This is a genomic window from Methylophilales bacterium MBRSF5 (assembly GCA_001044335.1).
Taxonomy (GTDB): Bacteria; Pseudomonadota; Gammaproteobacteria; order Burkholderiales; family Methylophilaceae; genus BACL14.
The window spans coordinates 592,063-605,064 of record CP011001.1 but is presented as its reverse complement, the minus strand read 5'-3'; the positions used below and the strand labels follow the sequence as shown (position 1 = coordinate 605,064).

The window sequence follows — 13,002 nt, the reverse complement described above, 5'->3', positions numbered from 1 at the left end:
CACTAATTTTAAGTAAAAGGATAAACAAATGGCTGAAATAACTGCATCTCTGGTAAAAGAATTAAGAGAAATGACTGATGCGCCAATGATGGATTGCAAAAAAGCTTTATCTGAAGTTGATGGAGATCTTCAAAAGGCTGAAGAGTTGCTAAGGGTTAAGTTTGGTAATAAAGCTACAAAAGTAAGCTCAAGAGTTGCTGCAGAAGGCTTAATTTCAATTGCTGTATCAAATGATGGAAAGCAAGGAGCAATATTAGAAACGAATTCAGAAACTGACTTCTGTGCAAAAAATGATGAATTTGTAAATTTCACCCAGAAAGTTGCTAACGCAATTTTAGAATCAAACCCAAGTGATATTGATGCACTAAAAAATGTGTCCATAGATGGCACTTCTGTTGAAGAAACTCGTTCTAATCTTGTTGGTAAGATTGGTGAAAATATTTCACCACGAAGATTTATTTCTGGAACGGCTGGTGGAAAATTCCACTCTTATCTTCATGGTGGTAAGATCGGTGTTCTATTAGATCTTGATGGCGGTGATGATGAATTAGGTAAAGATATTGCAATGCATATTGCCGCATCTAAACCAAAAGCTCTTGATGAATCTGGCATATCACAAGATCTTATAGATGCTGAGAAAAGAGTCGCAATTGAGAAGGCTAAAGAGGCAGGAAAGCCTGAAGAAATGTTAGATAAAATTGCCACAGGAACAGTTAATAAGTTTTTAAAAGAAGTGACATTATTAAATCAGGCGTTTGTAAAAGATGATAAGCAAACGATTCAGAATTTATTAGATTCAAAAGGGGCAAAGGTTCATAACTTTACACTTTTCGTGGTCGGTGAAGGAATCGAAAAGGTAGAATCGGATTTTGCTGCAGAGGTTGCAGAGGCCTCGAAAGTTTAACTTAATGAGAAAGGTTGCTTAGGCAACCTTTTTTTTTGTGTCATAATTAAAAGATGCTAAATAAGCCAATTAAAAGAGTTCTATTGAAGCTATCAGGGGAGGCTCTGATGGGTGAGAATTCTTTTGGTATTTCTCCAGATATTGTTAATCAAATCGTTATTGAAATTAAAAAAATTCTTGAACAAGACATTCAGCTCGCTATTGTTATCGGAGGTGGAAATATTTTTCGTGGAATTTCACTTGGCGATCAGGGAATGACCCGTGCCACTGGTGACTATATGGGTATGCTAGCTACCGTGATGAATTCTCTCGCATTGGAGGATGCATTTAATAAGAACAATATCATTACTAGAGTCCAATCAGCGGTTAATGTCGAACAGATTGTTGAGCCTTACGTAAGAGCTAAAGCTCTTCAATATCTAAGTGAAAACAAAGTGGTTATCTTTTCTGGCGGAACTGGAAACCCATTCTTTACCACAGATACTGCAGCTGCTTTAAGAGCATCTGAAATAGATGCTGATATCATGATTAAAGCAACTAAAGTTAATGGTATTTACTCAGACGATCCAGTAAAGAATCAAAAGGCTGTTAAGTTTGATCAAATATCATTTGATGATGTAATCGATAAAAAACTTAAAGTAATGGATGCTACTGCCTTTACCCTCTGCAGAGAGCAATCAATGCCGATTGGCGTTATAAATATATTCAAACAAAATTCCTTGTATAATTTTATAAATAAAAATTTTACAGATGGAACGTTGGTTATCAACTAGGGAAAGACATGGAAGAGTTAAAAATAAAGATGGAAAAGACCATAGAAAGATTAAAAAATGATTTTTCTAAAATAAGAACTGGTAGAGCGCATACAGGATTGTTAGATCACTTATCTGTAGATTATTATGGAACAATAACACCACTATCACAAATGGCTAATGTAACTTTAGGAGATAACGTAACTATTAATGTGCAGCCATACGATAAAACTCAAACTAGTGCTATTGAAAAAGTCATTAGAGATTCTGATTTGGGTCTTAATCCTTCAGTCAATGGGGATTTGATCAGGGTCCCAATGCCTCCGCTTACTGAGGAGAGAAGAAAGGATTTAATTAAAGTCGTTAAATCTGAAGGGGAGAATGCCAAAATTTCAATTCGAAATATAAGACGTGATGGTAATGATGAACTAAAAAAACAACTTAAAGAAAAACTAATTAGTGAGGATGATGAAAAAAGAGATCAAGCAAAAATTCAAACCCTAACTGATGAATTTATCAAGTCAATCGATAATCTAATTACATCAAAAGAAAAAGATCTGTTAGAAATTTAGGTTTTCATTTTGTCAAAAAATAATATTCCACACCATGTCGCTATCATTATGGATGGAAATGGACGGTGGGCAAAAAATAGAAATATGCCAAGAAACAATGGCCACGAAGAAGGTTTAAAAACATTATCAAAAATTACTCCAAAAGTTTTTGATGCTGGGGTTAAATCTTTAAGTGTATATGCATTTAGTTCTGAAAATTGGTATCGACCAAAAAATGAGATAAAACATTTGATGGATTTATTTGAAAAGGCTATTGAATCAAATTTTCAATACATGGTAGACAACAGGATTAAATTTAATCTTCTTGGAAATATTAAAAAATTTCCATCATCGCTGCAAAAAAAAATTAAGAATCTTGAAGAAATTACAAAAAAAAATAGAGATTATAATTTTTATCTTGCTGCGAACTATGGATCAAAAGAAGAGTTGATTTTTGCTGCAGAGACTTTAAGAGATAGTACAAGCAAAATAACTGAAAAAAGCTTTAAAAATGCATTCTATGCTCCTCATTTACCTGATGTGGATTTGCTTATAAGGACAGGCGGAGAAACAAGATTGAGTAATTTTTTGCTTTGGCAATCTGCTTATGCTGAAATATATTTCACAAAGGTCTTATGGCCTGATTTTAAACCAATACATCTCAAAAAAGCTCTTAAATTTTTTAGTGGAAAGATTAGAAAGTTTGGAAAAATTAATTAATTCTAATTTTGGGTTAAGGTTGGCCTCTGGTTTATCATTGGTATTTGTTTTTGTTTACACCCTAATATATAACGATTTTTTATTCATACTATTAATGTTTGTTGCCTCTGTCTTGGCATTTTATGAATTAGTAAAGATGCAGCAGCTTAATTTTCTAATGATTCTTTTTAATATTTTTCTATTAATATTTTTTTATCTTTTATCATCTAATAACCTTCAATTTTTTACTTATATTATTATTTTTTTATTTTGCTTCATGTTTCCGTTAACGCCTTTTTTAAAAACAAAAGATTTTTTTCTTAATATAATTCCAGCTTTTTATATTCCATCCTTTTTTATTTCCTTAGAAATTTTAGTAACTGAGCATAAGTTGCTTGTATTGCTAACATTTATTGGTATTTGGGCGGTTGATATTGGTGGTTATTTATTCGGAAAGTCTTTTGGAAAGCATAAAATTTTTCCCGTTACGAGTCCAAAAAAAACCTATGAAGGCTTGTTAGGTTCATTGGCTTTCCTTTTTTTAATTCAATCTTTTTCATGGAATTTTTTTGATAATTTCTCATTGTTAGAGTTTTTGGCGATAAGCGTTTTAATTTTTATTGGTTCAATTTATGGTGATTATTTTGAGTCGTTTTTTAAACGTAAATATCATATTAAAGATAGTGGTAATTTAATCCCTGGCCATGGAGGTTTATTAGATAGATTAGATTCAGCAATTTATACAATTCCTTTGATTACAATTTTATGTCTAATGATAATAAATTAATAATACTTGGCTCTACCGGAAGTATTGGTAAGTCAACTCTTGAGGTAATTAAAAAAAACAATCAAAATTTTGAGGTTGTTTGCTTAACTGCTGATAGCAGCTCGGTTGCTTTGGCTGAACAAATCAATTCATTTAAGCCAAAGTATGCTTTCTTAAATAATTCTTTGCTAATTGATGATTTAAAGTCAAGATTGACACACAATCAAACGACAGTGATACGCGATATAAATCAATTGCAAGATATTTTAAAATCAGATTTATATGATACGTTAGTGTCTGCAATGTCAGGGAGTACCGGTCTATTACTAACATACATGGCATTGCAGTCTAATAAAAAAGTCCTGTTAGCTAATAAAGAATCACTTGTCATGGCTGGAGACTTATTAAGAAAATATAGAAAACAAATCATTCCCATTGACAGTGAACATAATGCAATTTTTCAAGTTATCGGGAACTTGGATTCTAAAGAAATAAACAATATTACGTTAACAGCCTCTGGCGGTCCTTTTAGAGTCTATCCAAAATCTAAATTTGATCAAATAACAGTTGAGATGGCACTTAAACATCCAAATTGGTCTATGGGAAGAAAAATTACCATTGATTCTGCAACAATGATGAATAAATGTTTAGAGATTATTGAGGCATATTATTTATTTAATCTTAAATCAGACCAAATTGATGTCCTTGTTCATCCGGAATCTATAATTCATTCAATAGTAAATTACTACGACGGTTCATCACTATGTCAATTTTCTAAGCCTAACATGCAAATACCAATATCATATGCTCTTGGTTACCCAAATAGAATTAACTCAGGCATAGATACTTTTGACCTGTCTTCTATAGAAAAATTAAATTTTTCTAAAGTCGATCATGATAAATTTCCATCAATAAATTATGCCTATATGGCTTTGGATGGTTCTGAAAAATCATGTTTAGTTTTGAATGCCGCTAACGAGTTAGCTGTTAATGCCTTCCTGGAAAGACAAATTAGCTTTTTAAGTATTTTTTCTGTAATTGAAGATTCTTTTAGTATTTCTCTAAATAGTATTGGATCAAGTATAAATGAAATTCTTGATGCAGATATGATGTGCAGACAAATAATTAAACAAATAATTAAAAAATATTTAATTAATTAAATATTAGTTTTTTAAGTTATTGATTTAATTAAAACTTCTTTGAATATTTCTTTTTAACATATATAATGCAATCATTATTTTATTAAATAAGAAAAAGATTGAAACTTTTATACAAATTATTCTTTATATTTTTATTTTTGATATCCAACTTAACTTACGCTGAAGTAATTAATGATATTAAGATTAAAGGTCTTCAGAGAGTTGAACCTGGTGTTATATTTGATAGCATTCCTTTCGATATTGGTGATGATGTAAATGACATTGATCCCTCTCAAATCATTAAATATATCTATAAATCTGGCCAGTTTCGTGATGTATCTGTGGAGTTCGATTCTGGTAATTTAACTGTTGTTGTATCTGAAAAACCCATTATCGCCAGTATTGAATTTAATGGAAATCAATTAATACAAGAAGACAAGCTAAGAGAGGGCATTCGGCAAGTAAACTTATATGAAGGAGCCGTCTTCGATAAGCAAGTGTTGTCAAACCTCGAAAAAGATTTATCGAAAAGCTATAACTCTATGGGTAGATACAATATACTTGTGAATGCATCTTACAGACCCTTGGAAAGAAACAGGGTGGCAATCAAGGTTGATATTGATGAGGGTACTTTAACCAGAATTTCTAATATATCAATAAATGGATTAACTAAATTTTCCGAATCTGATTTGTTAGGCATAATGGAATTAAAAGCTACTAACATTTTATCTTGGTGGGAGAAAGATGATCGATATTCCAAATCATCTTTATCTGCAGATTTAGAGAAAATTAAAAGTTTTTATCTAGATAGAGGTTATTTAAATTTTAAAATTGTTTCCACTGACGTCTCGATTACCCCAAATAAAAAAAGATTAACTATTTCGATAGATGTTGACGAGGGGGATAAATATACTTTTGGCGATATCTCTATTTCTGGCACTGTAAATGAATTCACAGAAAAAGATTTAAAATCTAACATAACGATAAAAAAAGATGAGATTTTTAGTTCCAAAGAAGTTAATCGCTCCTCTTCTAATTTAGGCAAATACTTGGGTAATTTTGGTTATGCCTTTGCTAATATCAACCCAATTTCTAAAGTTGATGAAGAAAATAAAAGGGTGTCCTACGATTTTTTTGTGGATACTGGCAGCAAGATCTATGTTAGAAATATAAATTTTATTGGAAATTCAAGGACCAAGGATAAGGTTTTAAGAAGAGAAATGAGGCAATTCGAATCCTCATGGTATGACGAATCAAAAGTTGCAAGATCAAAATTTAGGCTTACCAGGCTTCAGTACTTTAGTGCCGTTGATGTTGATACTGCTGTTGTTCCAGGAAATACAGATCAAGTCGATTTAAATGTGAATGTCACTGAAAGAAACACTGGAAAAATTATGGTTGGTGCCGGAGTGAGTTCTGCCGAAGGTTTAATGGGATCTTTTAATGTCAGCCAGAGAAACTTTGCGGGTAGCGGTAATACTGTTGCTCTTGGTGTAAGCACAGGCAGAATCAATAGAACTTATTCGCTCTCTTATACAGATCCATATTACACTGAGGATGGAGTTTCAAGAGGATTTCAGGTATATAAGAGGGATCGTAATACGGCAAAATTAAGAGGTATAGGTACATACAATACATACTCGTACGGTGGTGGAGTTAACTTTGGAATCCCTTTAAGTGAGAAAGATTTTTTAAATTTTGGTGCAACTTTAGATTTTACCGAGCTGGAGTTAACTGATAGATCCCCAACTTTATATAAAGATTATTGTAATAAAGCTTCAGCTTCTGGAAATGTTGATTGTTCAGCTAATTCTGTTGCATTTGACCTTGGAATTACGACTGATACAAGAGATAATGTATTAATTCCAACTGAAGGCATGATGACCAAATACACTGCCACTGTCACAGCACCTGTTATGGATTTGCAGTACTTTAGACTTCAAGCTCAATCCGAATACTACAAACCACTTGATGACAATAAGAAATTCACCCTCAAGCTAAGAGGTTCCTTGGGATATGCTGATGGCTATGGTAGCGATGATATGCCATTCTTTAAAAATTTCTACATGGGTGGCGTAAGATCTGTAAGAGGTTATAGAACAAGCTCAATTGGACCAAAATATAAAAATACATCGAACAATAGATATTACACAACAGGTGGAAATAAATCAGTACTTGTGAGTGCGGAGTTATTTTTTCCAGTTCCTGGCTTAAAGAAAAATGATTCATTTAGATTGAGCACGTTCTTTGATGCCGGTGGCGTTTTTTCTGATAACGAATCACTATCCACAGCTGAAGATTATCAACAAGGAGAAATAAGATATTCAATGGGGTTGGGTGTACAATGGAACTCTCCATTTGGTCCGCTTCAAGTCTCTATAGCTGAGCCATTAAATGATGACAACAAGGATAGAACTCAAAGATTCCAGTTTGGCATGGGATCAACATTTTAAACCTCTAAATAAAGGAATTATTATGAAAAAAATATTTAAAGTCTTAATTTTGTGTTTTTTTGCTTTAAGCATAAATGCAGAGGAACTAAAAATCGGAATTGTAGATGTCAATAAAATATTAAAAGAAGCTCCTCAGACTATATCGGCAAATAAAAAACTTGATAAGGAGTTTAGCTCAAGGACTGAAAAGCTCAAAGCAAAAATTAAAACACTGGAAGCGGATGGAAAGAAATTCCAAAAAGAATCATTAACCATGTCTGATGATCAAAGAGATAAAGCAGAAAGAGGACTTCAGCAAAGAAAAATAGAAATTCAGAGAGATGAAAGAGAATTAAGAGAAGATATGGATCTTAGAAGAAGAGAGGAGATTGGTGATCTTCAAGAAAAAATTAATATAACAATTGATAAAATGGCCGAAGACGAGGGTTATGATTTAATTTTATATAACGGTATAGCTTTTGCAAGCTCAAAAGTAGATATAACCGACACTGTCATCAAAGCTCTTGGGGGCGGCTCATCCAATGCAAAAGATGAATCAAAAAAAACAAAGAAAGACAAAGTAATTGAATCTAAGAAAGATGCAAAAGAATAAAATATCAGTTGACGAAATTGCAACTCTTATAAATGGAAAGGCCTCAAAAAAAGGCCTTTTTGTTTGTGGTTTAAATTCTTTAGATTTTGCAGAAGACAGCGATATGTCTTTTTTTGCTGGAAATAAAAAAAACTTGGCTCATTTAATTAATACAAAAGCCGCAGTGGTTGTATTAAAAGAAGATGACATTAATTTTTGTAAAACAAATTACATAGTTGTAGATGATCCTTATTTTGCATTTTCAAAGTTATCAAACATTTTTGATCATAGAAAAAAAATAATTCCTTGTACAAAAGAATCTGTAAAAATAGGAATAAATTCGAATGTTCCAAAGTCTTCGTTTATTGATGATTTTGTTGTTATTGGAGACAATGTAAAAATTGGAGAAAATGTATCAATTTACCCTGGCGTAAAAATAGAAAATGATGTTGAAATTGGAGATAATTCAGTTATCCACCAAAATGTTGTCATTAAGGAAAATACCAAAATTGGTCAGAATTGTACAATTTTCGCAAATGCGACTATTGGTACGGATGGTTTTGGTTATGCGCTCGATAAAAATCAATGGGTAAAAATTAATCAGTTAGGTTCGGTTGTCATTGGTAATTTTGTTGATATTGGTTCAAATACAACAATAGACAGAGGAGCCTTGCAAAACACTATTATTAAGGATGGTGTAAAAATTGATAATCAGGTTCAAATTGGACATAACTGTATTATTTCAAAAAATACCATTATTGCAGGGTGTGTTGGTATTGCAGGAAGCACTGTTATTGGCGAAGGTTGCAAAATTGGAGGTGCAGCTATGATTTTAGGCCATTTAAATATAGAAAAAGAAACAACAATATCTCCAGGAACGATGATTGCTAGCTCAATAAACAAAAAAGGGGAGACGTACACTGGCTTTTTCCCGTTTTTCGAAAAAAAGGACTGGATTAAAGTTACAATGTTTTTAAAAAGATTATTAAGAAAGTGAGTTTAAGTATGCAATTGGATATTCATGAAATTCTAAATCATTTGCCCCATAGGTATCCTTTTGTCTTGATAGATAGAGTAATTGATCTTAAGCTAAATGAAGAGATAACCGCTATAAAAAATGTAACTATTAATGAACCATTTTTCCCAGGTCATTTTCCATATCATCCGGTAATGCCAGGTGTTTTAATCGTTGAAGCAATGGCACAAGCGGCAGCCGTCTTATCATTTAAAACGATGAATGTACTTCCTTCGGAAGATTCGGTTTATTACTTCGCTGGTATAGATAATGTAAGATTCAAGAAACCAGTTTCGCCAGGCGACCAACTTCTGTTGAATGTCAAAATTGACAGAGTGTTGAAAGGAATTTGGAAGTACAAAGCTCAAGCTAAAGTTGACGATCAAATAGTTGCCGAAGCTGAAATGATGTGTATCTTAAAAAATATCCAGAAATAAATGTCAAAAAACATTCATCCAACTGCGATTATTGAAAATGGTGCCAGTATTCATCCATCTGTAAAGATTGGTCCTTATTCAATTATTAATAAAAATGTATCAATTGATGAAAATACAATTATTGGATCACATGTAGTTATTGAAGGGATAACTTCAATTGGTAAAAATAATAATATTTTTTCTCATAATAGTATTGGCCAAGCTCCTCAAGATAAAAAATACAATAATGAAGAAACAAAGCTCAAGATAGGGGATTCAAACACAATTAGAGAGTTTTGCACTATTAATACTGGAACAGCTCAAGACAATGGAATTACCCAAATTGGATCTAATAATTGGATTATGGCCTACGTTCATATTGCTCACGACTGTGTAGTTGCTAATAATATAATTATGGCGAATAACTCCTCATTGGCTGGTCATGTTGTGGTTGGTGACTTTGCAATACTTGGAGGCTTCACACTGGTTCACCAGTTTTGTAAAATTGGCTCTCATATAATGTCTGCAGTTGGTACTAAAGTATTTAAAGATATCCCAGACTTTTTAATGGTTCATGGAGAAAAGGCTTCACCAAGCGGACTAAATATTGAGGGTTTAAAGCGCAGAAACTTTTCTTCAGACGATCTTGATGAGCTAAAAAAGGCATATAAAATTATTTACAGAGAAAATAATACCGTGGACGAAGCTCTAAAAATTTTAGACCAGTCTAATAATAAACATATTATTAAATTAACTAAATCTATCAAATCATCCCAAAGAGGAATAGTGCGGTAAATGAAGATAGCCATTGGCATTGGTGAGCTGTCAGGTGATATTTTTGCTGCCTCTTTGATAAAATACATCAAATCAAATTATCCTGATATTCAGATCGTAGGTATAACTGGACCTAATTGCTTTAAACAAGGCTTATTTTCAAAATTCAATATCAGCAGCCTTTCAAAAAGAGGTTTCTTTGAAATCTTATTTAATCTGAGAAAGTTAACCAAATTTAGAAGTGATTTTTTGGATTATTTAAATACCGAAAAACCTGATATATATATCGGGATAGATGCACCTGATTTTAATTTTTTTATCGAAAAAAAACTTAAATCAAAAAATGTAAAAGTTTTTCATTATGTCTGCCCATCTGTTTGGGCTTGGAGGTCGTCAAGAATAAAAAAATTTAATTCGTATTTCGATCATTTATTTACAATATTTTTTCATGAAAAAAAGTTTCTAAATAAATTTGGTTATAAAAAACTAACCTATGTAGGACACCCTCTTGCAAATGAAATACCTTTTAAACCTGATTATCAAAAAGCAATAGATAAGCTTAAAATTGATCATAAGGGAAAAATTGTTGCATTATTTCCTGGAAGCAGGAATTCGGAGGTGTTATGGAACACGAAAGTATTAATTGAAGCAGCAGATAATTTAACCAAAAAATATAGTAATTTATTATTCCTTATCCCTGTTACATCAAAAGAAAATCTAATTTTTATAAATAAAAAAATTTATGATTTAAATTTACAAAATATAAAAACTATTCACGGCCATTCGCATGATATTCTAAATGCTAGTGACGTTGCAATCATAGCTTCAGGGACCGCAACTCTTGAATCAGTTTTTTATAAAACACCCTTGGTCGTTTTTTATAGACTGTCTTCGATTTCATATTGGATTTTTAAATTACTACTGAAATCTAAATTTATTAGCTTACCAAATATTCTTAGTGGAAAAAGTATTGTCCCAGAATTAATACATAAAAAAGCCAACATTGAGAATATATCTTATGAAATTGAGAGGTTATTAAACGAAAGCACTTTAAGAAAAAATCAGATTGAAGAATTTAAAAAAATTCATAAACTTCATATGTCAAATACCAATGAATTGATTTGTAAAAAGATATTTTCTAAATGAAGATAGGTATTGATGAGGTTGGTCGCGGGTGTGTAGCAGGACCTGTTGTTGCAGCAGCTGTTGTAATAGATGAGTCTTTTGATGTTCTTGTCTCTGATTCTAAGCTTTTATCTGCCAAACGAAGAGAAATCCAAGATAAAGAAATTAAAAAGAAATGTGTTGACTTCTCCATATCTGTAATAAATTCTAGGATTGTAGATGAAATAAATATTCATAAGGCCTCTTTACTTGCCATGGAACAAGCGTATATTAATTTGCGTCATAAATCTGGCTCAATTAAATGTGATGGTAAATTTACTCCCAAAATTGATGGTGCAGTAGCTCATATTAACGGGGATAAGTTATATACTGAGATCAGCGCTGCATCCATTATTGCAAAAGTCTACAGAGATCATTTAATGAATTACATTTCATTAAAATATCCCAATTATCATTTTGATAAACATAAGGGTTATTTAACCAAGCTGCATTTAGAAGCTATAAAGCAGTATGGTTCATGTAATATTCATAGACTAACCTTTAAGCCTTTTAGTTAACTAAAAAAATACACGGCTTCTTTTCAAACTCAATATTTATTTTCTCCCAACCTTTAATTGAGTTTGTAAGGATAGATTCAGAATCACCATTTATATCATAAGCGATGCAAACTAAATTTTCAGTATTTAAACTTTCTAATAAAAATTGGAATGTTTCTAAGTTTCTATGAGGTGTCTCAATAAATATAAAAGTTTTTTTTGATTTTTTAATTTCTACAGCTAAGTTACTTAAATATTTTTTTCTTTTATTTTTGTCAATCGGAAGATAACCAATAAATTCAAAGTTCTGTCCATTACATCCTGAGCAAGCAAGCGATGACAGAATTGATGATTCTTGAGCAATAGTTTTTACTTTTATGTTATCGAAATGACATTTAAGAACCAATTCTGATCCTGGATCAGATACTCCCGGAAGACCACAATCAGAAATTAATCCAACGTCACTGCCTGATTTAAGAATGTCTAATACTTCTTCATAATTCAATTGGACATTTTTGTTATTTTCGTGAAGTTTTAGCTCTTGAAGGGATGTATTTAATTCAAGTTTTTTTAAAGAATTTCTTGCAGGCTTTTTATTTTCAACCACAAAGTGTTGAATATGATTAATTCTTTTTTTTTGCTTTGGAGTATAGAAATCGTCTAAATCTTCATTCAGTGGAGTGGGTATAACGTACAAATCTCCATTTTTGTTTGTCATTAGATAATATTTTCGTCCATTAGAATTTTGGATATCTTGATAAGTGGCAGTCCAATAATGGACGTTGGGTCATCATTTTTAATACTTTCAAGCAGGGTAATTCCATAAGACTCAGATTTGATGCTACCAACACAAAAATAGGGCTCATCCTTCTTTAAATATTTATCTATCAGATCATCAGTGAGCAGTTTGTATTTGGCTTCAAATTCTGAGTAGTCTGAAATGACGGTCTGATTATTATTATTTAATACACAAAATGCACTATAAAATTTCACTACTTTTCCACTTAGAAATTGCAACTGTTTGAATGCATTTTCGTATGTCATTGGTTTTTGTAGGATAGTATTTTCAACCACAGCGGTTTGATCGCAACCTATGATAATGGAGTTATTGCCTGATGACGCTGCAATTTTTTTTGCTTTTTCTTCAGATAGCCTGAGAGCCATCTCTATTGGAGATTCATCATCTCTTTGGCTCTCTTCAATTTCTGGTGAGATGAATGCAAAGTCAGAAACAATTCTCTTTAGCAATTCTCTCCTATAAACTGACGAGGAGGCTAGAATTATTTTTGTTTCCATAAAGT

Annotated in this window: 11 protein-coding genes and 4 pseudogenes; 13 read left to right on the top strand and 2 right to left on the bottom strand. The window is 31.9% G+C overall.

What is annotated here, in order from left to right:
- Positions 1–28: 28 nt before the first annotated feature.
- The 13 genes and pseudogenes from UZ34_03315 to UZ34_03255 all read left to right on the top strand — a co-directional run bounded on the left by UZ34_03315 (position 29) and on the right by UZ34_03255 (position 11,722).
- Positions 29–904: an elongation factor Ts gene (locus UZ34_03315; GenBank protein AKO64456.1), complete on the top strand. Its 876-nt coding sequence runs from the start codon at positions 29–31 to the stop codon at positions 902–904.
- 53 nt (positions 905–957) lie between these two features.
- Entirely contained in the window at positions 958–1,677 is a 720-nt protein-coding gene (locus tag UZ34_03310) for a uridylate kinase (protein AKO64455.1), read from the top strand.
- An 8-nt stretch (positions 1,678–1,685) separates the two neighbouring features.
- Positions 1,686–2,228: a ribosome-recycling factor gene (locus tag UZ34_03305; protein AKO64454.1), complete on the top strand. Its 543-nt coding sequence runs from the start codon at positions 1,686–1,688 to the stop codon at positions 2,226–2,228.
- Between the two features lie 9 nt (positions 2,229–2,237).
- A complete protein-coding gene (locus tag UZ34_03300) occupies positions 2,238–2,927 on the top strand; it encodes a hypothetical protein (GenBank protein ID AKO64453.1) in 690 nt (229 codons plus the stop codon).
- Positions 2,928–3,303: 376 nt separating this feature from the next.
- Positions 3,304–3,693 (top strand): annotated as a pseudogene (locus UZ34_03295) (hypothetical protein).
- Entirely contained in the window at positions 3,672–4,832 is a 1,161-nt protein-coding gene (locus tag UZ34_03290; protein AKO64452.1) for a hypothetical protein, read from the top strand. Before UZ34_03295 ends, UZ34_03290 begins: the two are co-directional and overlap by 22 nt.
- Positions 4,833–4,969: 137 nt before the next feature.
- Positions 4,970–7,264 (top strand): membrane protein, encoded by a 2,295-nt coding sequence (locus tag UZ34_03285; protein ID AKO65148.1) that lies wholly within the window; start codon positions 4,970–4,972, stop codon positions 7,262–7,264.
- A pseudogene (locus UZ34_03280) lies at positions 7,242–7,772 on the top strand (molecular chaperone Skp). Before UZ34_03285 ends, UZ34_03280 begins: the two are co-directional and overlap by 23 nt.
- Before the next feature lie 70 nt (positions 7,773–7,842).
- Positions 7,843–8,820: pseudogene (locus UZ34_03275) on the top strand (hypothetical protein).
- Between the two features lie 20 nt (positions 8,821–8,840).
- Positions 8,841–9,287 (top strand): 3-hydroxyacyl-ACP dehydratase, encoded by a 447-nt coding sequence (locus UZ34_03270; protein AKO64451.1) that lies wholly within the window; start codon positions 8,841–8,843, stop codon positions 9,285–9,287.
- On the top strand, positions 9,288–10,061 hold the full coding sequence (locus UZ34_03265; protein ID AKO64450.1) for a UDP-N-acetylglucosamine acyltransferase: 774 nt from the start codon (positions 9,288–9,290) through the stop codon (positions 10,059–10,061).
- Positions 10,062–11,129, top strand: a pseudogene (locus UZ34_03260) (hypothetical protein). It abuts the gene before it with no gap.
- Positions 11,130–11,182: 53 nt separating this feature from the next.
- The gene (locus UZ34_03255; GenBank protein ID AKO64449.1) at positions 11,183–11,722 is read left to right on the top strand and encodes a hypothetical protein; all 540 of its coding nucleotides are present in this window, start codon (positions 11,183–11,185) and stop codon (positions 11,720–11,722) included.
- Here the strand turns inward: UZ34_03255 and UZ34_03250 are convergent.
- Together UZ34_03250 and UZ34_03245 are read right to left on the bottom strand one after the other, a co-directional pair.
- The gene (locus UZ34_03250) at positions 11,715–12,419 is read right to left on the bottom strand and encodes a hypothetical protein (GenBank protein AKO64448.1); all 705 of its coding nucleotides are present in this window, start codon (positions 12,417–12,419) and stop codon (positions 11,715–11,717) included. The two genes, UZ34_03255 and UZ34_03250, sit on opposite strands and share 8 nt — an antisense overlap.
- Positions 12,419–12,997: a hypothetical protein gene (locus tag UZ34_03245; protein AKO64447.1), complete on the bottom strand. Its 579-nt coding sequence runs from the start codon at positions 12,995–12,997 to the stop codon at positions 12,419–12,421. The genes UZ34_03250 and UZ34_03245 overlap by 1 nt, the downstream gene beginning before the upstream one ends.
- Positions 12,998–13,002 lie beyond the last annotated feature (5 nt).

Bases quoted from the DNA above. Each gene is read 5' to 3' on its own strand.
- UZ34_03250 (AKO64448.1), bottom strand. From the start codon at position 12,419: ATGACAAACAAAAATGGAGATTTGTACGTTATACCCACTCCACTGAAT.
- UZ34_03290 (AKO64452.1), top strand. From the start codon at position 3,672: ATGTCTAATGATAATAAATTAATAATACTTGGCTCTACCGGAAGTATT.
- UZ34_03315 (AKO64456.1), top strand. From the start codon at position 29: ATGGCTGAAATAACTGCATCTCTGGTAAAAGAATTAAGAGAAATGACT.
- UZ34_03310 (AKO64455.1), top strand. From the start codon at position 958: ATGCTAAATAAGCCAATTAAAAGAGTTCTATTGAAGCTATCAGGGGAG.
- UZ34_03270 (AKO64451.1), top strand. From the start codon at position 8,841: ATGCAATTGGATATTCATGAAATTCTAAATCATTTGCCCCATAGGTAT.
- UZ34_03245 (AKO64447.1), bottom strand. From the start codon at position 12,997: ATGGAAACAAAAATAATTCTAGCCTCCTCGTCAGTTTATAGGAGAGAA.
- UZ34_03305 (AKO64454.1), top strand. From the start codon at position 1,686: ATGGAAGAGTTAAAAATAAAGATGGAAAAGACCATAGAAAGATTAAAA.
- UZ34_03255 (AKO64449.1), top strand. From the start codon at position 11,183: ATGAAGATAGGTATTGATGAGGTTGGTCGCGGGTGTGTAGCAGGACCT.
- UZ34_03265 (AKO64450.1), top strand. From the start codon at position 9,288: ATGTCAAAAAACATTCATCCAACTGCGATTATTGAAAATGGTGCCAGT.